General features: G+C 22.2%; 23 protein-coding genes and 1 other RNA gene. 7 read left to right on the forward strand and 17 right to left on the reverse strand.

Annotated features, from left to right (window positions below):
• Positions 1–53: 53 nt before the first annotated feature.
• The 17 genes from rpoB to ung form a co-directional block, all read right to left on the reverse strand.
• Positions 54–4,079 (reverse strand): DNA-directed RNA polymerase subunit beta, encoded by a 4,026-nt coding sequence (gene rpoB, locus GJU05_RS01600; protein ID WP_208753793.1) that lies wholly within the window; start codon positions 4,077–4,079, stop codon positions 54–56.
• A gap of 105 nt (positions 4,080–4,184) precedes the next feature.
• Positions 4,185–4,553, reverse strand: coding sequence for a 50S ribosomal protein L7/L12 (rplL, locus tag GJU05_RS01605; RefSeq protein WP_208753794.1), 369 nt, complete (start codon positions 4,551–4,553; stop codon positions 4,185–4,187).
• A 45-nt stretch (positions 4,554–4,598) separates the two neighbouring features.
• The gene (gene rplJ, locus GJU05_RS01610; protein ID WP_208753795.1) at positions 4,599–5,087 is read right to left on the reverse strand and encodes a 50S ribosomal protein L10; all 489 of its coding nucleotides are present in this window, start codon (positions 5,085–5,087) and stop codon (positions 4,599–4,601) included.
• Positions 5,088–5,226: 139 nt separating this feature from the next.
• On the reverse strand, positions 5,227–5,928 hold the full coding sequence (gene rplA, locus GJU05_RS01615; RefSeq protein ID WP_208753796.1) for a 50S ribosomal protein L1: 702 nt from the start codon (positions 5,926–5,928) through the stop codon (positions 5,227–5,229).
• Between the two features lie 6 nt (positions 5,929–5,934).
• Positions 5,935–6,363 (reverse strand): 50S ribosomal protein L11, encoded by a 429-nt coding sequence (rplK, locus tag GJU05_RS01620; protein WP_208753797.1) that lies wholly within the window; start codon positions 6,361–6,363, stop codon positions 5,935–5,937.
• 26 nt (positions 6,364–6,389) lie between these two features.
• Positions 6,390–6,935 carry a transcription termination/antitermination protein NusG gene (gene nusG, locus GJU05_RS01625; RefSeq protein WP_208753798.1) on the reverse strand — a complete coding sequence of 182 codons (546 nt, stop codon included), beginning with the start codon at positions 6,933–6,935 and terminating at the stop codon, positions 6,390–6,392.
• A gap of 2 nt (positions 6,936–6,937) precedes the next feature.
• Positions 6,938–7,324, reverse strand: a complete 387-nt coding sequence (gene secE, locus GJU05_RS01630; protein WP_208753799.1) for a preprotein translocase subunit SecE — start codon at positions 7,322–7,324, stop codon at positions 6,938–6,940.
• Between the two features lie 145 nt (positions 7,325–7,469).
• Complete coding sequence (gene tuf, locus GJU05_RS01635; RefSeq protein ID WP_208753800.1) at positions 7,470–8,654, reverse strand: elongation factor Tu; 1,185 nt, start codon at positions 8,652–8,654, stop codon at positions 7,470–7,472.
• 53 nt (positions 8,655–8,707) lie between these two features.
• Complete coding sequence (gene fusA, locus GJU05_RS01640; protein WP_208753801.1) at positions 8,708–10,825, reverse strand: elongation factor G; 2,118 nt, start codon at positions 10,823–10,825, stop codon at positions 8,708–8,710.
• A 130-nt stretch (positions 10,826–10,955) separates the two neighbouring features.
• Positions 10,956–11,426, reverse strand: a complete 471-nt coding sequence (gene rpsG / locus GJU05_RS01645) for a 30S ribosomal protein S7 (RefSeq protein WP_208753802.1) — start codon at positions 11,424–11,426, stop codon at positions 10,956–10,958.
• A gap of 65 nt (positions 11,427–11,491) precedes the next feature.
• On the reverse strand, positions 11,492–11,863 hold the full coding sequence (gene rpsL, locus GJU05_RS01650; protein ID WP_208753803.1) for a 30S ribosomal protein S12: 372 nt from the start codon (positions 11,861–11,863) through the stop codon (positions 11,492–11,494).
• 43 nt (positions 11,864–11,906) lie between these two features.
• Positions 11,907–12,206 carry a sulfurtransferase complex subunit TusB gene (gene tusB / locus GJU05_RS01655; protein ID WP_208753804.1) on the reverse strand — a complete coding sequence of 100 codons (300 nt, stop codon included), beginning with the start codon at positions 12,204–12,206 and terminating at the stop codon, positions 11,907–11,909.
• Positions 12,207–12,229: 23 nt separating this feature from the next.
• A complete protein-coding gene (tusC, locus tag GJU05_RS01660; protein ID WP_208753805.1) occupies positions 12,230–12,595 on the reverse strand; it encodes a sulfurtransferase complex subunit TusC in 366 nt (121 codons plus the stop codon).
• Complete coding sequence (gene tusD, locus GJU05_RS01665) at positions 12,595–13,029, reverse strand: sulfurtransferase complex subunit TusD (protein WP_208753806.1); 435 nt, start codon at positions 13,027–13,029, stop codon at positions 12,595–12,597. Before tusD ends, tusC begins: the two co-directional genes overlap by 1 nt.
• A 63-nt stretch (positions 13,030–13,092) precedes the next feature.
• Positions 13,093–13,938 carry an FKBP-type peptidyl-prolyl cis-trans isomerase gene (fkpA, locus tag GJU05_RS01670; RefSeq protein ID WP_208753807.1) on the reverse strand — a complete coding sequence of 282 codons (846 nt, stop codon included), beginning with the start codon at positions 13,936–13,938 and terminating at the stop codon, positions 13,093–13,095.
• Positions 13,939–14,086: 148 nt separating this feature from the next.
• On the reverse strand, positions 14,087–15,199 hold the full coding sequence (asd, locus tag GJU05_RS01675) for an aspartate-semialdehyde dehydrogenase (protein WP_208753808.1): 1,113 nt from the start codon (positions 15,197–15,199) through the stop codon (positions 14,087–14,089).
• A 133-nt stretch (positions 15,200–15,332) separates the two neighbouring features.
• Positions 15,333–16,013, reverse strand: a complete 681-nt coding sequence (gene ung, locus GJU05_RS01680) for a uracil-DNA glycosylase (protein WP_208753809.1) — start codon at positions 16,011–16,013, stop codon at positions 15,333–15,335.
• Positions 16,014–16,149: 136 nt separating this feature from the next.
• On the opposite strand from ung, the gene rpsF reads away from it, so the two are divergent.
• The 7 genes from rpsF to aroK all read left to right on the forward strand — a co-directional run bounded on the left by rpsF (position 16,150) and on the right by aroK (position 21,452).
• The gene (rpsF, locus tag GJU05_RS01685; RefSeq protein ID WP_208753810.1) at positions 16,150–16,515 is read left to right on the forward strand and encodes a 30S ribosomal protein S6; all 366 of its coding nucleotides are present in this window, start codon (positions 16,150–16,152) and stop codon (positions 16,513–16,515) included.
• A 59-nt stretch (positions 16,516–16,574) separates the two neighbouring features.
• Positions 16,575–16,802: a 30S ribosomal protein S18 gene (gene rpsR, locus GJU05_RS01690; RefSeq protein WP_208753811.1), complete on the forward strand. Its 228-nt coding sequence runs from the start codon at positions 16,575–16,577 to the stop codon at positions 16,800–16,802.
• A 65-nt stretch (positions 16,803–16,867) separates the two neighbouring features.
• Complete coding sequence (rplI, locus tag GJU05_RS01695) at positions 16,868–17,320, forward strand: 50S ribosomal protein L9 (protein WP_208753812.1); 453 nt, start codon at positions 16,868–16,870, stop codon at positions 17,318–17,320.
• A gap of 74 nt (positions 17,321–17,394) precedes the next feature.
• Positions 17,395–17,489, forward strand: an RNA gene (gene ffs / locus GJU05_RS01700) — signal recognition particle sRNA small type.
• 32 nt (positions 17,490–17,521) lie between these two features.
• The gene (gene dnaX, locus GJU05_RS01705; RefSeq protein ID WP_208753813.1) at positions 17,522–18,625 is read left to right on the forward strand and encodes a DNA polymerase III subunit gamma/tau; all 1,104 of its coding nucleotides are present in this window, start codon (positions 17,522–17,524) and stop codon (positions 18,623–18,625) included.
• A gap of 101 nt (positions 18,626–18,726) precedes the next feature.
• Positions 18,727–20,610, forward strand: a complete 1,884-nt coding sequence (htpG, locus tag GJU05_RS01710; RefSeq protein WP_208753814.1) for a molecular chaperone HtpG — start codon at positions 18,727–18,729, stop codon at positions 20,608–20,610.
• 317 nt (positions 20,611–20,927) lie between these two features.
• On the forward strand, positions 20,928–21,452 hold the full coding sequence (aroK, locus tag GJU05_RS01715) for a shikimate kinase AroK (RefSeq protein WP_208753815.1): 525 nt from the start codon (positions 20,928–20,930) through the stop codon (positions 21,450–21,452).
• The last annotated feature ends 7 nt before the right edge of the window (positions 21,453–21,459 follow it).

Consider the following 21,459-nt stretch of genomic DNA (forward strand, 5'->3'; position numbering starts at 1 on the left):
AAATTTATTACCTCAATTATATTATAAACCAGTAAAATTTTAATATAAAATTATTATTTATTTTCTAAATTTATATTTATACCTAATGAACGTATTTCTTTAAGTAAAACATTAAAGGATTCTGGAATATTAGCATCCATCTGATGATTGCCATCAACAATGTTTTTATACATTTTTGTTCTACCATTAACATCGTCAGATTTAATTGTTAACATTTCCTGTAAAGTATATGCAGCTCCATATGCTTCTAAAGCCCAAACCTCCATTTCTCCAAATCTTTGTCCTCCAAATTGAGCTTTTCCACCTAATGGTTGTTGTGTTACAAGACTATATGATCCTGTTGATCTAGCATGCATTTTGTCATCTACTAAATGGTTTAATTTTAACATATACATATATCCTACAGTAACTGGTTTTTCAAAAGCTTCTCCTGTACGTCCATCATATAGTTTTATTTGACCAGAAACTGGTAAATTAGATAATGTTAATAAATCTTTAATTTCTTTTTCTTGTGCACCATCAAAAACTGGAGTAGCAATAGGCATTCCTTTTTTTAAATTATTTGCTAATAAAAATATTTCGTTATCAGTAAATTTATTTAAATTTATATTTTGACGTGTATTATTTCCAATATTATATACTTTATGCAAAAAATTACGTATTTTTTCTATATTTTTTTGTTTTTTCAATAAAATATTAATTTTATTACCAATACCTTTTGCAGCTAATCCTAAATGTGTTTCTAATATTTGTCCTATATTCATTCTAGATGGAACTCCTAAAGGATTTAAAATAATATCAACAGGTGTACCATTTTCATCATAAGGCATATCTTCTATAGGACAAATTTTAGAAATTACTCCTTTATTTCCATGTCTTCCTGCCATTTTATCACCTGATTGTACTTGTCTTTTTACAGCTAAATTTACTTTAATAATTTTTAAAATACCAGGTGCTAAATCATTTCCTTGTGTAATTTTCATTTTTTGTAGTTTTATTTTTTTTTGAAAAATATTTTTTATTTCTCTATATTCTTTAATAAAATTATCTAGTTGTTTCTGTTTTGATTTTTCTTGTAAAGATAAAGAAATAACGAAATTTATATCAAAATTTTTTATATTTTCTTCTTTTAAAAAATTATTTTTTAATAAAAATTTTTGTATATTAAATAATATATTTTGTTCAAAAATTTTTTGTTCAACAAATAAATCTTCTTTAATTTGTTGTAACTGCATTTCTTCAATTTCTATAGTTCTTTTATCTTTTTTTACACCTTCTCTTGTAAAAATTTGTACATCAATAATAGTTCCATATACTCCATTTGGAACACGTAAAGAAGTATCTTTTACATCAGATGCTTTTTCACCAAAAATAGCACGTAATAATTTTTCTTCTGGTGATAATTGTGTTTCTCCTTTAGGAGTTACTTTACCTACAAGAATATCTCCATTTTTTACTTCAGCTCCTATATATACAATTCCACATTCATCTAATTTAGATAAAGAAGATTCACTTACATTTGGTATATCAGATGTAATCTCTTCTGGACCTAATTTAGTATCACGTGAAATACAAGATAATTCTTGTATATGTATAGTAGTAAATTTATCTTCTTGAACTACTTTTTCAGATAATAAAATAGAATCTTCAAAATTATAACCATTCCATGGCATAAAAGCTACTCTCATATTTTGTCCTAATGCTAACTCTCCTAAATCTGTTGCAGGCCCATCTGCTAATACATCTCCTTTATGAATTAATTCACCTAAATTTACACATGGAATTTGATTAATACATGTATTTTGATTAGATCTTATATATTTTTCTAGATGATATATATCAATATTATCTTGATTATTAAAAATACTATTTTCTCTTTTAATAATAATACGTGAAGCATCTACATAATGTACAATCCCAGAATTTTTAGCAATAATAGTAACACCTGAATCTATTGCAACAATTCTTTCCATCCCAGTTCCTACTAAAGGTTTTTCTGTTTTTAATGTAGGTACAGCTTGTCTCTGCATATTTGCACCCATTAAAGCACGATTAGCATCATCATGTTCTAAAAATGGTATTAAAGAAGCTCCGATAGAAACAATCTGTTGTGTAGAAACATCCATATATTGGACTTGTTCTTTTTGAAATAAACTTGATTCATTTTTATAACGACATATAATAAATTGATCTTTAATATATTTATTTTCATTAATATTAGTATTAGCTTGAGCAATAATAAAATTACTTTCTTCTATTGAAGATAAATAATGAATCTTATCAGTAATAAATCCATTTTTTACCAAAATATATGGAGATTCTAAAAATCCATATTGATTTGTTCTTGCATATACTGATAATGAATTTATTAAACCTATATTAGGTCCTTCCGGGGTTTCAATTGGACATATTCGTCCATAATGTGTCGGATGAACATCTCTAACTTCAAACCCAGCTCTTTCTCTCGTTAACCCACCTGGACCTAAAGCAGATATACGACGTTTATGTGTAATTTCTGATAATGGATTATTTTGATCCATAAATTGTGATAATTGACTAGAACAAAAAAATTCTTTTAAAGCTGCAGAAATAGGTTTAGCATTTATCATATCTTGAGGCATTAAATTTTCTATATCTCCTAAAGATAATCTTTCTTTTACAGCTCTTTCTACACGAATTAAACCTATACGAAATTGATTTTCAGCCATTTCTCCAATAGAACGAATTCTTCTATTTCCTAAATGATCAATATCATCAATATTACCATGACCATTACGGATATTAATTAATTTTTTGATAACATCAATAATATCTTTTTTACTTAAAATACTAGCTCCAAAAATAGATTCACGAGATAATGAAAGATTAAATTTCATTCTACCTACAGGAGATAAATCATAACGATCTTCTACAAAAAATAATTTTTTAAATAATATTTCTGCAGCTTCTTTTGTAGGAGGTTCTCCTGGTCTCATCATTCTATAAATTTCTACTAAAGCATCTAAACGATTATTTGTATTATCTAATTTTAATGTTTCTGAAATATAATTACCATGATCTAAATCATTAGTAAAAATAGTTTCAATTATATGATTATTTTTAAAAATTCTATTAATAATATCTATTGATAAAGGAGAATTGGCAGAAATAATTATCTCTCCTGTTATTTTATCAATATAATCTTTTATAACTCTTTTACCAATCATATACTCTATAGGAATATTTATAGATCTAACATTATCTTTTTTTAATTTATTAATATGACGTATAGTAACTCTTTTTCCTTTTTCTATATAAATAATATCATTTTTTTTAATATTAAAAGATGCTGTTTCTCCTCTTAATCTATCTGGTATTAATACCATTTTTATTTTATTATTTTTTATCTTATAAATATTTTTTTCAAAAAAAATATCTAATATTTCTTCTATATCATAATCTAAAGCACGTAAGATAACTGTAACCGGTAATTTTCTTCTTCTATCTATACGTACAAAAATATTATCTTTAGGATCAAATTCAAAATCTAACCAAGATCCTCTATAAGGAATAATACGAGCATTATATAATATTTTCCCTGATGAATGTGTTTTACCTTTATCACTATCAAAAAAAACACCTGGACTTCTATGTAATTGTGAAACAACAACACGTTCAATACCATTAACTATAAAAGTACCATTTTTTGTCATTAATGGTATTTCTCCCATGTATACTTCTTGTTCTCTTATATTTTTAATTGATAATTCAGGTTTTTCTTTATCATAAACAATTAATCTTAATATTACTTTTATAGGAGCAGAATAAGTCATTCCTCTTGTATGACATTCTTTTACATTAAAAAGTGATTTTCCTAAATGATAATTTATATATTCTAATTTAGCATGACCACTATAACTAGATATAGGGAAAATACTTTTAAATGCAGCTTCTAAACCATATTCCCCTTTAAGATCTCTTTTTATAAATTTTTTAAATGAATCAATCTGAATAGATAGTAAATATGGAATATTTAAAACTTGAGGTCTTTTTCCAAAATCTTTGCGAATACGTTTTTTTTCAGTTTGAGAATAAACCATATGGTTCCTCAGTTATCTGACAAATTAAACAATTTAATTAAATTAATATTTATTTTCATAAATAATATTTATATAAATAAATTCTTTATTAAAATTTTTATAAAATTATTTAATTTCTATTTCTGCTCCAGAATTTTTTAACTTAGCTTCTAAATCTAATGCTTCTTCTTTATTAATAGATTCTTTTAATATTACAGGAGCTGATTCCACTAAATCTTTAGCTTCTTTTAATCCTAAATTCATTATACTTCTTACGGTTTTTATAACAGAAATTTTATTTTTTCCTATATTTTTTAAATATATATTAAATTCTGTTTTTTCTTCTTTTTCTTTTTTCTTTTTATTATCAATCTTTTCATTTGTTTTAATACTAGAAACACCAAATTTTTTTTCTATAGACTTTATTAATTCCATTATATCCATAATAGACATAGATTCTATAGCTTTTATAATTTGTTCTTTAGTTATTGACATAATACTCTTTCCTAAAATAATAATATTTATTTAAATAAATTAAATTTATTTTATATTTTTAATTTCAAGTAAAATTCTAAGAAATTTTCCAATAGAAATATCTTTTATAATTATTAAAAAACGTGTTATAGCTTCTTTATATGTAGGTAAATTAGCTAAAATATTAATATCTTCACTATTTATAATTTTGTTTTCAAAAGCGGCTGCCTTAATTTTAAAATTTTCATCAATTTTATTAAATTTTTTGAATAAACGAGCAGCATCCCCAGGATGTTTAAGTGAATAGGCTATTAATATAGGTCCATGAATTAATGGATCTAAACATTGAAAATTACTACCTTTAATAATTAATTTTAATAGTTTATTTCTTATAATATTTACAATAATATCATTTTCTCTACTTTTTTTCCTTAATTTATTTAAATTATTACTGTTAACACCACAAAAATCAACAATTACAGCTGATAAGGCATTTTTATTTATTTTACTAATTTTTTTAACAATCATTTTTTTTTTTGTAATATTTAATAACATTATAATATTGATTGCACTCCTGTTTTTTATAAAAAAAAAGAATTATTATTCTAATATAGAATATTAATTCTAACAAAAAAAATGTTTTTTGTTAAAAATTATGATTTTAATATAAAAAAAAATTTTGTAAAGTAAAATATTAATTTATTAAATTTGCACAATCTTTAGTAATTTCTATAGAAATTCCCATAGTAGATGAAAGATATATTTTTTTTATATAATTATCTTTTAATTTTAAAGGTCTATATTTTTTTAAAGTTTTTAATAAAATTTGTAAATTTTCTTTAATTTTATTATTTGTAAAATTAATTTTTCCTATACTAGCATGAATAATACCACTTTTATCATTACGAAAATTTATTTGTCCATTTTGTATTTTTTTAATTGTTTCAATTATGTTATTTGTGATTGTTCCTAATTTAGGATTAGGCATTAATCCTTTAGGTCCTAAAATAGGACCTAATTTACTAACGATATCCATAGCTTCTGGAGTTGATATTACTACATTAAAATTTTTTTCACCATTAGTAATTTTTGTTGATAAATCTTCCATCCCTACTAATTTTATTCCTAATTTTTTAGCATTAATTGCTTCTTGACCGGATGCAAAAATTGCAAATTTTATATTTTTACCTGTACCATGAGGTAAACAAACATTACCTCTAATATTTTGTTCTGTTTTTTTTGGATCTATACCTAGATTAATAGAAATATCAATACTTTCAATAAATTTAACTTTACTTAAATCTTTTAAATGATTAATAGCATTTTCAATAGAAAATTGTTTTTTTAAATTTATATTTTTATACATTAAATTCATGCGTTTTGTTGATTTTACCATTATATTTTAATCCTCAATCATTAATCCCATAGAACGAGCAGTACCTTCTATAGAAGACATTACAGATTTAATATTTATTCCAGTCATATCAACATATTTAATTTCTGCAATTTTACGAATTTGATCTTTTGTAATTATACCTATTTTATCTATTTTAGGTTTGTTTGAACCTTTTTTAATACCAAGTATTTTTTTTATCATTGCAGATACTGGGGGTGTTTTTGTAATAAATGTAAAAGTTTTATCAATATAAATTGTAATAATTACCGGAATAGGAGTACCTTTTTCTAAATTACTAGTTTTAGCATTAAAATTTTTACAAAAATCCATGATATTTACACCATGTTGTCCTAATGCGGGACCAATAGGAGGACTAGGGTTGGCACTACCCGCAGGAACTTGTAATTTTACATAAGTTTTAATTTTTTTTGTCATAAATATATCTCCGTTAATATAATATATTATCCTTTTTCTACTTGACGAAAATCTAAATCAACAGGAGTTGATCTACCAAAAATTGATACAGAAACTTTTAATCTACTTTTTTCATAATCTACTTCTTCAACTATTCCGTTAAAATCAGAAAAAGGACCATCTTTTACTCTAATTATTTCTCCTGGATCAAATATTGTTTTTGGTCTAGGTTTATCTCCAATCTTTTGTAAAGTATTAATAATGGTATCTACTTCTTTATCACTAATAGGTAAAGGATTATCTGATTTACCTCCTACAAAACCTAAAACTTTAGGAACACTACGTACTAAATGCCAACTTAACTCTTTCATAATCATATGAATTAATATATATCCAGGAAAAAATTTACGATCACTTTTATATTTTTGACCTCCACGTATTTCAACTACAGCTTCAGTAGGAATTAAAATTTTACCAAAAAAATCATTCATGTTATGAATTTTGATATATTCTTTTAATGATTTAGCAACACGATGTTCAAAACCAGAACGAGCTTGAATAACATACCATTTTTTTTTTAAAAATTTATTCATTATTATAACCTTGTTCCAGTTAAAAATGATATTAAATAAATTAAAAAATTATCTAATATAAAAAAAATAAAAGAAATTATTGTAATAATTAACATTATTATTAATGTTGTATTCCAAGTATCTTTATAAGAAGGCCATATAACTTTTCTAGTTTCTATTCGTGCATCATATATAAAAGAAAAAAATTTTTTACCCTTATTAGTAGATGATATGATGAAAATAATTAAAGTAAATATAAAAAAAAATAAAAATACACGAATAGATAAATTTATCTTTTGATAATTATAATTAAATATTAAAATTATAAATAAAAGAACTAGACTAATAAACCATTTTGTAATATCTGTAATATATTTATTTATATTTTTTTTAAAATTTATAATATTCATTGTATATTAACCAATAAAAAATAATATAGAATATTATATATAAATTACATATAAATTTTGCTAATAATTTATTAAATATTTTAATATATTTTAAAAAGAATCAAAGGGAGTATTAATATTTTCCCTTATCTTCTTTTATTATTATTTATTGTAATACTTTAGTAACTACTCCTGCCCCAACAGTGCGACCTCCTTCACGAATAGCAAATCGTAAACCATTAGTCATTGCGATAGGATAAATTAATGTAACTATCATATTGATATTATCTCCAGGCATAACCATTTCAATATTAGAAGGTAATTCTATAGTTCCAGTTACATCTGTAGTTCTAAAATAGAACTGAGGACGATAACCTTTAAAAAAGGCTGTATGTCTACCACCTTCATCTTTAGATAAAATATAGACTTCAGCTTCAAATTTAGTATGTGGATTAATTGACCCTGGTTTAGCTAAAACTTGTCCTCTTTCTATATCTTCTCTTTTTATTCCTCTAAGAAGGATACCTACATTTTCACCTGCACGTCCTTCATCTAATAATTTACGAAACATTTCTACTCCAGTACAAATAGATTTTATAGTTTTTCTAATACCTATAATTTCTACTTCTTCTCCTACTTTTATTATACCTTTTTCTACTCTTCCTGTTACTACTGTTCCTCTACCTGAAATTGAAAAAACATCTTCTATCGGTAATAAAAAAGGTTTATCAATTTCTCTTATAGGATTAGGAATATAAGTATCTAAAGAGTTTGCTAATTCAATAATCTTTTCTTCCCATTTTTTATCTCCTTCAAGAGCTTTTAAAGCTGATCCTTGAATAATAGGAGTAGTATCTCCTGGAAAATTATACTGTGTTAGTAAATCACGTACTTCCATTTCTACTAATTCTAATAATTCTTCATCATCAACCATATCACATTTATTAATAAAAACTATAATGTAAGGTACTCCAACTTGTCTTGCTAATAAAATATGTTCTCTAGTTTGTGGCATAGGTCCATCTGTTGCAGCAACTACAAGTATAGCTCCATCCATTTGTGCTGCTCCTGTAATCATATTTTTTACATAATCAGCATGTCCTGGACAATCTACATGAGCATAATGACGTTTTTTAGTATCATATTCTACATGAGATGTATTTATTGTTATACCTCTTGCTTTTTCTTCTGGAGCATTATCAATTTGATCAAAAGCTTTTGGTGAACCACCATATTTTTTAGATAAAACAGTAGTTATTGCTGCTGTTAAAGTTGTTTTTCCATGATCAACATGTCCTATAGTTCCTACATTAATATGAGGTTTAGATCGTTCAAATTTTTCTTTAGACACAGATTAATATCCTTCTAATAAATTAATATATATTATTTTTATTATATAAAATTTTATGATTTAGATCTAGATTCAATAATTATTTTTGCAATATTATTAGGTGCTTTGTTATATTTTAAAAATTCCATAGTATAGGATGCTCTACCCTGACTATAAGAACGTAAATCAGTAGCATAACCAAACATTTCTGATAAAGGAACACAAGCACGTATAATTTTCCCAGTAGGAATATCATTCATACCTTCAATAATTCCTCTTCTACGATTTAAATCTCCAATTACATCTCCCATGTATTCTTGAGGTGTTTCTACTTCTACTTTCATTATAGGTTCAAGTAAAATAGGATTAGCTTTTTTAAATGCATTTTTAAAAGCAATTGCTGCTGCTAACTTAAAAGCTAATTCAGAAGAATCTACATCATGGTAAGAACCAAAATGAAGTCTTACAGCAATATTTACTACAGGATAATTTGCCATAGGACCTGATTTTAATTGTTCTTGAATACTTTTATCTATAGCTGAAATATATTCATTAGGTATTACACCACCTTTTATATCATTAGTAAATAAATAACTTATATTATTTTTTTGTGGTTTTAATGGAGAAATATCTATTACTACATGACCATATTGTCCTCTGCCTCCGGTTTGTTTAATATATTTTCCCTCTATATTATTTATACTATTTTGTATAGTTTCTCGATAAGAAACTTGTGGTTTCCCAATATTTGCAGATACATTAAACTCTCTTTTCATTCTATCAACAATTATTTCTAAATGTAATTCTCCCATTCCAGCAATAATAGTTTGATTTGTTTCTTCATCTGTCCAACTTCTTAATGAGGGATCTTCTTTAATAAGACGATTTAAAGCTAAACCCATTTTTTCTTGATCTATTTTAGTTTTAGGTTCTATTGCAATAGAAATAACAGGTTCTGGAAATTCCATTGTTTCAAGAATAATACATTTATTAACATCACATAATGTATCGCCAGTTGTTACATTTTTTAATCCAATAGCTGCTGCAATATCTCCAGCATAAACTTTTTTTATTTCTTCTCTTTTATTAGCATGCATTTGAACAATTCTACCAATACGTTCTTTTTGTTTTTTTATAGAATTATAAATAATTTCTCCACTACTAATAGTTCCGGAATATACTCTAAAAAAAGTTAAATTTCCTACAAAAGGATCATTAGCAATTTTAAAAGCCAAAGCGGAAAATAATTCATTATCATTAGTTTCACGAGTAATTATTTTTTTTTTTTTATTATCTGATATTCCTTGAATCGGAGGTATATCTTTGGGTGAAGGTAAATAATCAATTATTGCATCTAATAATGCTTGAACGCCTTTATTTTTAAAGGCTGAACCACATGTTATTAAAGTAATTTCATTATTTAAAACTCTTTTTCTTAAAGAAGATTTAATTTCTTGTATAGAAATTTCATAACCATTTAAATATTTTTCTAATAATATTTCATTAGATTCAACTGCTGTTTCTATTAATTTTTGTCGCCATAATTTAACTTCGTTTTTCATGTTTAATGGTATAGTAGTATAATTACAACTTATTCCCTGATCTTTTTCATTCCAATTTAATGCTTTCATTTGTATTAAATCAATAATACCAGTAAATTTATGTTCTGAACCTATAGGTAACTGTAATGGAACAGCTTCTGTTAATAAATTATTTTCTATTTGTTGAATTACTTTTTTAAAATTTGCCCCCATTCTATCCATTTTATTTATAAAAGCAATTCTAGGTACTTTATATTTGTTAGCTTGTCTCCATACTGTTTCTGATTGAGGTTGTACCCCCCCGACAGCACAATAAATCATAACAACTCCATCTAATACTCTCATAGAACGTTCTACTTCAATTGTAAAATCTACATGTCCTGGGGTATCAATAATATTTATTCTATGTGATTTATATTGATTAAACATTCCTTTCCAAAATGTTGTAGTAGCAGCCGAAGTAATAGTAATACCTCTTTCTTGTTCTTGTTCCATCCAATCCATTGTAGCTGCTCCATCATGTACTTCTCCAATTTTATGATTTACGCCTGTATAAAATAAAATTCTTTCTGTTGTAGTTGTTTTACCTGCATCAATATGTGCGCTAATACCAATATTACGATATCTTGTTATAGGAGTTTTACGACTCATATATTATTCCTCTATTTTATTAGATAAAAAATTTCAAAATTATATTAATAATATTTTCATAAAATATTAAATATTGATCTAGCTACGCATATTTTTTTAATTAATTGATTCATTTTTTTTAATTAATATTTTACCAACGATAATGAGCAAATGCTTTATTAGCTTCTGCCATTTTATGTATTTCTTCACGTTTTTTAACAGCATTTCCTTTATTTTCTAAAGCATCTAATATCTCATTAGTTAATTTTAAAATCATAGATTTTTCTTGTCTTTTTCTGGCAGCATTAATCAACCAACGCATTGCTAATGTATTTCTTCTTATTGGTCTTATTTCAACAGGAACTTGGTATGTTGAACCACCTACTCTTCTTGATTTTACTTCTACTACAGGTTTTACATTTTCTAAAGCATTTAAAAATATGTCTATTTCTTTTTTACCTATTTTTTTTGTTATTTTATTTAATGCAGAATAAACAATAGATTCTGCAACAGATTTTTTACCATGTACCATAAGTATATTAATAAATTTAGCTAATAAATTTGATTCAAATTGAGAATCTGGTAATATTTTTCTTTGACTAATTATACGTCTACGAGGCATAAAATTTACTCCATTATTTTAATAAAACTTAAATAAATATAAATAAAAAATAATATTTAATAATATTATTTAGGTTTTTTTGTTCCGTATTTTGATCTACCTTGTTTTCTATCTTTTACTCCAGTACAATCTAAAGAACCTCTAATAGTGTGATATCTAACTCCAGGTAAATCTTTTACTCTACCTCCTCTTATTAAAATTACAGAATGTTCTTGTAAATTATGTCCTTCTCCTGAAATATAGGAAGTAACTTCAAACCCATTTGTTAATCTTACTCTACAAACTTTACGTAATGCAGAATTTGGTTTTTTAGGAGTTGTTGTATATACTTTTGTACATACTCCTCTTTTTTGAGGAGAGGAATTTAAAGCAGGTACATTAGTTTTTATTATTTTTCTTTTTCTATTTTTTCTAACTAGTTGATTAATTGTTACCATTTTTTTATCCAAATTTAATTTTTATATTTATTTATAAATATAGTTACCATATTATTTGTTTTTTATTTTTTATAACTAAATCAACAAATTTTATATAATCTATTCGTATAATTTTTTTTGAAATATTTATATTTAAACCTCTAGCCAATATATCATCATTTATTGCAAATATTAATATTTTCATTTCTTGTTTTATTTTTATAATTTCTTTTATAAAAATACTATTTTTTAATCCAGCTATTACTCCATCTTGAATTAATAATAAATCATCATTTTTATTTAAAAGATTTAATAGTAAAGAAAAATTACAAGATGATGGAGAATTAAATAAGGTATATAACATATATATAAAAATATTTTATTTAATTAAAAATTAAGAATTATATTATAATTATTAATTTTTTTTTGCCACATTAATGGATTTATAATTTGAACAGGTAAAATCCAATTTTTTTTTTTATAATCTTTTATTCCTAATATTTCTAAAGATTTTGAACAAATAAAATAATTATTAATATTACATAATTTTAAAATACCAAAACTAATATTATAATTTTTTAATAAAAATTTTTCTGTTTTTTGTTTTTTTCGTATTTGTAAAATACCATCTCCTACAAAAAATAATGCTATATCCTCAGTAAATGAGGATATAGAAATTACAGCATCAAGTCCTTCTTTACCAATACTATTTCCATAAGGAGATTTAGAAAATATAAATGCTATTTTATTCATTAAAATTGAACTAAGCGATCACAAGTTAATATTGATTTTGTAAATGTACTTAAAGTAGTTATTTGAAAATAATTATTAATCATATTATTTTGATTATAATTAATAAAATTTTCTTTATTAAAACTATTTTTTTCTTCTAAAATTAAACCTCTTCTTTTAGCAGAAGTAATACATAAATATAAATTTATATGATATTTTATACTTAATTTTTTCCAAGAAGTAATTAAATTCAATTCATTATCATTAAATTTAATATTTTTATTAGAATTACATACTCCATCTCTATAAAAAAAAATACTTTTTATTATTTCTTTTTTCTGTATTACCGCTTTAGCGAATAAATATGCAGAATAAGAATTTTGATTATTATATGGAGCTTCTGTGATTAATATTACAAAAATCATATTATTTAAAAATCCAAAAATAAAAAACATTTTACATTAACTTTATATAATTTATTTTTTTTGCTTATATACAATTTTTTATAAATAAAAAATTTATTTTGTAGATACTGAATCTCTTATATCTACAAGTTCAATATCAAATATTAAAGTAGAATTAGGTGGTATTCCTGAAGTTATTTCTGATCCATAAGCTAATTTAGGAGGTATAACTAATGTTATTTTACCACCTTTTTTTATATATTTTAATCCTTCTTTCCACCCAGCTATTACTTGTTTTAAACTTATAAATAAAGGTTTATTTGGTTCTGTATCATCAAATTCAGTACCATCAATTAATTTTCCTGTATATTTAATAGCAATAATTTGATTATTATTAGTAATTTTTTTACCATAACCCATTTTATGTATTTGATATACTAATCCACTTTTAGTCTGCTTTACATTTTTTCTTTTTAAAAAATTTTTAATATATTTTTGTCCTTGAATTTTACTCATGTTTGCTTCATCTTGAGCTTCATCTGGAGTAAAATTTTTTACATTTTTTTCATATAATGTAAGTAATCTATCAATTTCATCATTAGAAAGTTTATGTTTACATTCTAAAGAATCAGAAACTCCTTGAAGAATAAATTTTTTCTCTAATACTATTTTTAATGTTTTTTGTATTTGATATGAATTAGTTAAATATTTTCCTATTATTATACCTAAAGCATAAGACATTTTTTCATTATCATTTTTAAATTTTTTTTCTTTTTTTTTATTTTCTATAATTTGTTTTTTTTTTTGATTTTTTATCTTTTTTTTAATAATATTTTTAGTTTTATTTTTATTCCACCATGATGTATTATTTAATTTAAATGCATTTGCAGTAGATAAATTTAAGCCAATACTTAAAATTAATATAATAAATATTGATACTTTTTTATTAAAAAATTTCATTTTTTCTCCAAAATTTTTTAGTAATATTAAAATTTTTAAAATTTTAAAATATATATTTAAAATAAGATAATTAAATTATCTTATTTTATATAAATATTACTTTTAATAAAATAAAAAAACAAGTTTAAATATTAATTTTTATAAAAATTTAAATTAACAATTTTAACATTCTTCTTAATGGTTCTGATGCACCCCAAAGTAATTGATCGCCTACTGAAAAAATTGAAAAACAATTTTTATCTATATTTAATTTTTTTATTCGTCCTACAACTATATCTAATTTTCCACTTACAAAAGATGGGGTAAGGAAATTAATAGTATCATCAAAATTATTTGGTATAATTTTTACCCATTTATTATGAGATTTAATAAGATAATGAATATTATCTATAGATAAGTTTTGTTTTAATTTTATTGTAAATGATTGACTGTGTGAACGTAAAGTTGCAATTCTAACACATATTCCATCAATTGGTATTATTTTAGTCGTATTTAAAATTTTATTAGTTTCATACTGTCCTTTCCATTCCTCTTTGGTTTGACCACTATTATTTATTTTTTTATCTATCCAGGGAATTAAATTATTAATTAAAGAAGTATGAAAAAATTTTTTGGGAAAATTAGGTGAATACATTTTTTTTGAAATTTCTTGTTCTATATTTAAAACATTATCAGATTTATAATCAATTAAATTAGGTATATTATTAGATATATATTTTATTTGTAAAATAAGTTCTTTCATAAATTTAGCACCAGCACCTGATGCTGCTTGATATGTAGAAACAGAAATCCAATCAATTAAATTATTTTTAAATAATCCTCCTAAAGCCATTAACATTAAACTAACAGTACAATTACCTCCTACAAAAGTTTTTATTCCCATATTTAATTTTTGTTGTATATCTTTTAAATTAATAGGATCTAAAACAATAACTGCATTATCTAATGTTCTTAAATTAGAAGCTGCATCTATCCAATAGCCATTCCAGCCTTTTTCACGTAATTTAAAATAAATTTCGTTTGTATATACACTTCCCTGGCATGTTATAATTATATCTAACTCTAATAATTTTTCAATATTATAAGCATTTTCTAATTTTTTATTTTTACTTTTTATATTAATATTAGGTATAGATTCCCCATATTGAGAAGTAGAAAAAAAAATAGCATTAATATTATTAAAATCTTTTTTTTCTAGCATTCTTTTTATAAGAACCGAACCTACCATTCCTCTCCAACCAATAAAACCGACATTTTTCATTATTTTACCTTATAAAACATATTTTTTCTATTTTATAAATTTTTTTAAAAAACATTAAATATTAAATTAAAATAATTATATAATAATTACAAATAATTATTTTTATAATAATAAATTTTTTAATAAAATTAAATTAATTAATATTATTAATATTCCAATTAATAGGTTTTTTTTTTTTTAAAATAAGATATTTATTTGTTTTAGAAAAATGTTTACAAGTAGAAAAACCTTTATAGAAAGATAAAGGAGATGGATGTGATGTTGTTAAGACTAAATGATTTGATGTTATAAAATTTATTTTTTTTTTAGCGTAATTTCCCCATAATAAAAAAACAATATTTTTATAATTATAATTAATTATTTTTATTATATTATTTGTAAAAATTTCCCATCCAATATCAGCATGAGATCTAGGTTTTTCTTTTTCTACAGTTAAAACAGAATTTAATAACATTACACCTTCATTAACCCAATTTATTAAATATCCATGATTAGGAATCCTAAAATTAGGAATATCTAATTTTACAGTTTTATAAATATTTTTTAGTGTAGGAGGGATATTTATATTAGGCATTACTGAAAATGCTAAACCATTAGCTTGATTAAAACCATAATAAGGATCTTGGCCAATAATTACTACTTTTAAATTATTAAAATTTATTTTTTTAAAAATATTAAAAATATATTTTTTTTTAGGATAAATAATTTTATCATTATTAATATCTACATTAATTTTTTTAATTAATTTTATAAAATATTTTTTTTTTTTTTCTTGATGAAAAAAAAATTTCCATAAAAAATCTTTATTATTCATAATAATGTATAATTTTAAAAATATAAATTTATGTAATATAAAAAAATATTATATAATAATTTTATAAAAAATAGAATGTAATGATATTTTAATTTTAATATTTGATTATAATCATAATTATAAGGTAAATAAAATGATGAAATATTATGAAATAATATTAATGATAAATCCAGATCAAAGTGATCAAATAAATAGTATTATAAAATATTATAAAAAATTTATTATTAAAAATAATGGTTTTATTTCAAGATTCGAAGATTGGGGTAGAAGACAATTAGCTTATCCTATATTAAAATTACATAAAGCACATTATATTTTAATAAATATTAATTTAAATAATACTAATATAATAAAAGATATTGAAAAAAGTTTAAGAATTAATGAACATATTATAAGATATCTTATAATTAAAACAAAAACAGAAAGAAAAAATATATCTTGTGTTTTAAAATTAAAAGATGAACGTCAAGAAAAACGTAATGATGTCATTAAAACAATATAATATAAACATAAATTTCTATAAATAAAATAAATTTATTTTATAAATATTTGGAGTATATAATGGTTCGCTATTTTCGTCGTCGTAAATTTTGTCGTTTTACAGCGGAAGGGATTAAAGAAATTGATTATAAGGATATTTATCTTTTAAAAAATTTTATTACTGAAAGTGGGAAAATTGTACCTAGTAGAATTACTGGAACTAAAGCAAAATATCAACGGCAATTAACTAAAGCTATTAAATTAGCAAGATATTTATCTTTAATATCTTATACTGATCATCATAAATAAATTAATTTATAAAATTATTATTTTTCATTTTTAACAGAATTATTAATTAATAAGAGTAATAAATAATGAAAATAATTTTATTAGATTCTATTTCAGGTTTAGGTAAAAAATCTCAGATTATAGATGTTAAACCTGGTTATGCACGTAATTTTTTAATACCTAAAAATAAAGGTATTATTGCAACAAAAAATAATATTAATTTTTTAAAAAAGAAACTTTTAGAAAAAAAATCTAAATTATTAGATATATTAAATAAAGCAAAATTAAAATTAAAAAAATTTAATCGTATAGAAAAAATTATAATTGAAGCTAAGGCAGGAAAAAATGGTAAATTGTTTGGATCAATTAGTAAAAATGATATTTTAAATAAACTCAAAGAAATAGGATTTGAAATTCTTAAAAAAGAAATAAAATTACCTAAAGGAGGATTAAAAAAAATAGGAGAATATAATATTATTTTTCAATTTCATGAAAAAATTTTTGTTGAAAAAATAATTAGTATAATAAATTCTGAATAATTAATTTCATTTTATTTAATATAAATATATTGACTAATTAATAATTTTTTATGTATAATTACTACATATGGAACATGATTATTTAAAACAATATTATTTTACAAACTCAGTCAGGTCTGGAAAGAAGCAGCTGTAGTAAATATAATATGTGTAAAAAAATAGTCATGTTCTATTTAATTAATTTTTAGAATATATTAAAAAATGAATTCTAATGTTTTAGCCATAAAATGGCGTCCTCAATCTTTTAATGATGTTGTTGGTCAAAATCATGTAATACAAGCTATTAAGTATAGTTTATTAAAAAAAAAAATTCATCCTGCTTGGATTTTATCTGGTAGTAGAGGAGTTGGTAAAACCACAATAGCACGTATTTTTGCAATGGGTTTAAGTTGTTTAAAAGGTATTACACATAATCCATGTGGATTATGTGAGAATTGTATTTCTATTAAAAATAATTCTTTTTTAGATTTAATTGAATTAGATTCTGCATCTAAAACTAAAGTAGAAGATATCAGAGAAATTTTAGAAATAATTTATTATTTTCCTGTTAAAGGGAGATATAAAATATATATTTTTGATGAATTTCATATGTTATCAAAACATAGTTTTAATGCTTTATTAAAAATAATAGAAGAGCCTCCTGAATATGTCAAATTTATATTTGCAACAACAGAATTACAAAAAATCCCGATAACTATTACATCTAGATGTATGCAATTTAATTTAAAATTAATAGAAAAAAATATAATTTTAAATCAATTAAAAAAAATTTTAAATAAAGAAAAAATTAAATATAATGAAGAAGCATTAGATATTTTATCAAATGCTGCATATGGTAGTATGCGTGATGCATTAAGTTTAACAGATCAATTAATATCTATGGGTTCATTAACTATAGAAAATGTTTATTTAATGTTAGGATTAATAGAAAAAAAATATTTATTTTTATTAATAAATAATTTTAAAACAAAAAAAAATAATTTAATTTTTAGTATAATTGATAAAATTTCTGTTTTTAATATTAATTGGGATAATATAATTACAGAATTAATGATGTTAATACATAATATTTTAAAAATTAAAATTTTATATAAAAATTCTGATTCTTTTTTTAGAAATTTAAATTTTAGAAAAGATATAATAATATTTTATCAAAAAACACTTAAAAACTTTTCAGAAAATGAATTAAAATTTTTATATAATATTTTAAATACAGGAAAAAAAAATTTACATTTAGCACCAAATCCTAGAATAGGATTTGAAATGATTATATTAGAAATATTAATATATTTTAATAATTATTAATTATATTCAAAAAATTAAATAATATTTTATTATAATTTAATTATAAATTATATTTGATAAATATATTTTAATGTCCTATATAAACAAGAGAAAAGACATTTATGGAAAAAAAAGAAACTAGAAGTTTTCAATCTGAAGTAAAACAATTATTACACTTAATGATTCATTCTCTTTATTCAAATAAAGAAATTTTTTTAAGAGAATTAATTTCTAATGCTTCTGATGCTATTGATAAATTAAAATTTAAAACGTTATCTAATCCTAATTTATATGAAAATAATTCAGTATTAAAAGTACAAATTTCTATAAATAAAGAAAAAAGATTAATTACTATTAGTGATAATGGTATTGGTATGTCTCGTGAAGAAGTTATTGAAAATTTAGGTACAATTGCAAAATCTGGTACTAAGGATTTTATAAAATCTTTAAATTTATCTTCTGATAAAAAATCAGAAATAAATTCGCAACTAATAGGACAATTTGGTGTTGGTTTTTATTCTGCTTTTATAGTTTCTGATAAAGTTTCTGTTAAAACTAGATTAGCAGGATTACCTTTAAATAAAGGAGTATTTTGGGAATCTACAGGTGAAGGTAATTATTATATAGCTAACATAAATAAAGAATTAAGAGGTACTGAAATTATATTACATATACGTCCTAAATATGATGAATTTTTAGATACATGGCGTATAAAAACAATAATTAATAAATATTCAGAACATATCGCTTTACCAATAGAGATTAAAATGTATAACGATAAGGAAAAAAAATACTATTGGGAACAAGTTAATAAAGCGCAAGCACTTTGGTTACGTAATAAAACAGAAATTAATGAAAAGGAATATAAAGAATTTTATAAACAATTAACATATGATAATCTTGATCCGATTACTTGGAGTCATAATCATGTAGAAGGCAAACAAGAATATATTAGTTTATTATATATTCCATCAAATATTCCATGGGATATACGTAATCGAGATTATAAAAATGGATTAAAATTATATGTACAAAGAGTTTTTATTATGGAAGATGCAGAACAACTTTTACCTAAATATTTAAGATTTGTAAGAGGTTTAGTTGATTCAAATGATTTACCTTTAAATATTTCAAGAGAAATTTTACAAAAAAATAGTATTATTCATAATATGAAGATAACATTAACAAAAAAAGTACTTAATATGTTAATGAATCTTAGTAAAGATAAAGATATATATAATAATTTTTGGAAAAAATTTGGTGTAATTTTTAAAGAAGGACCAGCAGAAGATATAAATAATAAAAATATTATAATAAAATTATTACGTTTTTCTTCAACATATAATAATAATTCAGAACAAAATGTATCTTTAGAAGAATATTCACAAAGAATGATAAAAGGTCAAAATAAAATATATTTTTTAACATCAGATAATTATATTTCTGCAAAAAATAGCCCACATTTAGAATTTTTTTATAAAAAAGGTATTGAAGTATTACTATTAATTGATCATATTGATGAATGGATGATGAGTTATATTACTGAATTTGAAGGAAAAAATTTTCAATCAATAAGTAAACAAGATGATTCATCTGATGAATTTATCAAAAAAAATGATAATATCATAAAAGACGAAATAAAAGAAAAATTTAAACCTTTTTTAAAAAAAATACAAAATTTATTAGGAGATAAAATAAAAAAGGTTAAATTAACAAATAGATTAATTAATACCCCTGCTATTGTAACTACAGATGTAAATGAAATGAGTACTCAAATGGCAAAATTATTTGCTGCAGCAGGTCAAGAAATTCCAGAAATAAAATATAATTTTGAATTAAATCCAAATCATATTTTAATAAAAAAAATTTTAACAATAAAAGATGAAAAATATTTTTCTGAATTTATTTTTTTATTATTAGAAGAAGCAATTTTAGCAGAAAAAGGTACTTTAGATAATCCACATGAATTTATTAATCGTGTAAATACTTTTTTATCTAACAAATAAATATATAGATAGATAAGATAATTATTTTAATGATTATCTTATCTTTTAAAATTAAATAAAAAAAGTTATTTAAAATTTATTTTTTAATAAAAATTTTTTACCTTTTTATTAATTAAAATAATTATTTTAATTTATATAATTAAAATAATAAAATTTTATTAAAAATTTAATTTATATAAAAATTAAAGTTAATTATAATAAACTATTTACTATTTTAAAAAATCATTTTATGATCTAGTTTAAAATATATATCTTATCTTTAATTTTAAAGATAAGAATTCTTTTCACAATTATAATAAAATTAATAATATAAAAAAATGGCAGAAAAAAGAAACATATTTTTAATAGGACCTATGGGAGCAGGAAAAAGTACAATTGGACGTCATCTTGCAAATTTATTAAAAATGGATTTTTTTGATTCAGATCAAGAAATTGAACGTCGTACAGGAGCTGATATTAATTGGGTATTTGATGTAGAAGGAGAAGAAGGTTTTAGAAAACGTGAAAAAAAAATTATTAATGAAATAACTCAAAAACAAGGAATTATATTAGCTACTGGGGGAGGTTCTATTCAATCAAAAGAAACAAGAAAATTTCTCTCTTCTAGAGGTATTGTTGTTTATTTAAAAACTACTATAGAAAAACAATTAAGTCGTACTAAAAGAGATAAAAAACGTCCTTTATTAAAAAATAAAAATCAATTAGCTAAAGAAATATTAGAAAAATTAGCTAAAAAAAGAAATCATTTATATAACGAAATTGCTGATATTATTATAAAAACAGATGAACAAAGTGCAAAAATTGTTGCTAATCAACTTATTAACTTATTAGAAAAAAATTAAAAGGATA

The sequence above is a fragment of the Enterobacteriaceae endosymbiont of Donacia fulgens genome, from assembly GCF_012567545.1.
In the GTDB taxonomy this organism is placed as follows: Bacteria; Pseudomonadota; Gammaproteobacteria; order Enterobacterales; family Enterobacteriaceae.

What these genes read in the sequence shown, in the direction of transcription:
- rpoB (WP_208753793.1), bottom strand. Translation starts at nt 4,079, where the DNA reads ATGGTTTATTCTCAAACTGAAAAAAAACGTATTCGCAAAGATTTTGGA.
- rplL (WP_208753794.1), bottom strand. Translation starts at nt 4,553, where the DNA reads ATGTCAATAACTAAAGAACAAATTATAAAAGCTATAGAATCTATGTCT.
- rplJ (WP_208753795.1), bottom strand. Translation starts at nt 5,087, where the DNA reads ATGTTATTAAATATTACAAAAAAAAAAATGATTGTTAAAAAAATTAGT.
- rplA (WP_208753796.1), bottom strand. Translation starts at nt 5,928, where the DNA reads ATGGTAAAATCAACAAAACGCATGAATTTAATGTATAAAAATATAAAT.
- rplK (WP_208753797.1), bottom strand. Translation starts at nt 6,363, where the DNA reads ATGACAAAAAAAATTAAAACTTATGTAAAATTACAAGTTCCTGCGGGT.
- nusG (WP_208753798.1), bottom strand. Translation starts at nt 6,935, where the DNA reads ATGAATAAATTTTTAAAAAAAAAATGGTATGTTATTCAAGCTCGTTCT.
- secE (WP_208753799.1), bottom strand. Translation starts at nt 7,324, where the DNA reads ATGAATATTATAAATTTTAAAAAAAATATAAATAAATATATTACAGAT.
- fusA (WP_208753801.1), bottom strand. Translation starts at nt 10,825, where the DNA reads ATGAGTCGTAAAACTCCTATAACAAGATATCGTAATATTGGTATTAGC.
- rpsG (WP_208753802.1), bottom strand. Translation starts at nt 11,426, where the DNA reads ATGCCTCGTAGACGTATAATTAGTCAAAGAAAAATATTACCAGATTCT.
- rpsL (WP_208753803.1), bottom strand. Translation starts at nt 11,863, where the DNA reads ATGGTAACAATTAATCAACTAGTTAGAAAAAATAGAAAAAGAAAAATA.
- tusB (WP_208753804.1), bottom strand. Translation starts at nt 12,206, where the DNA reads ATGTTATATACCTTATTTAATTCTCCATCATCTTGTAATTTTTCTTTA.
- tusC (WP_208753805.1), bottom strand. Translation starts at nt 12,595, where the DNA reads ATGAATAAAATAGCATTTATATTTTCTAAATCTCCTTATGGAAATAGT.
- tusD (WP_208753806.1), bottom strand. Translation starts at nt 13,029, where the DNA reads ATGTTTTTTATTTTTGGATTTTTAAATAATATGATTTTTGTAATATTA.
- fkpA (WP_208753807.1), bottom strand. Translation starts at nt 13,938, where the DNA reads ATGAAATTTTTTAATAAAAAAGTATCAATATTTATTATATTAATTTTA.
- asd (WP_208753808.1), bottom strand. Translation starts at nt 15,199, where the DNA reads ATGAAAAATGTCGGTTTTATTGGTTGGAGAGGAATGGTAGGTTCGGTT.
- ung (WP_208753809.1), bottom strand. Translation starts at nt 16,013, where the DNA reads ATGAATAATAAAGATTTTTTATGGAAATTTTTTTTTCATCAAGAAAAA.
- rpsF (WP_208753810.1), top strand. Translation starts at nt 16,150, where the DNA reads ATGAAATATTATGAAATAATATTAATGATAAATCCAGATCAAAGTGAT.
- rpsR (WP_208753811.1), top strand. Translation starts at nt 16,575, where the DNA reads ATGGTTCGCTATTTTCGTCGTCGTAAATTTTGTCGTTTTACAGCGGAA.
- rplI (WP_208753812.1), top strand. Translation starts at nt 16,868, where the DNA reads ATGAAAATAATTTTATTAGATTCTATTTCAGGTTTAGGTAAAAAATCT.
- dnaX (WP_208753813.1), top strand. Translation starts at nt 17,522, where the DNA reads ATGAATTCTAATGTTTTAGCCATAAAATGGCGTCCTCAATCTTTTAAT.
- htpG (WP_208753814.1), top strand. Translation starts at nt 18,727, where the DNA reads ATGGAAAAAAAAGAAACTAGAAGTTTTCAATCTGAAGTAAAACAATTA.
- aroK (WP_208753815.1), top strand. Translation starts at nt 20,928, where the DNA reads ATGGCAGAAAAAAGAAACATATTTTTAATAGGACCTATGGGAGCAGGA.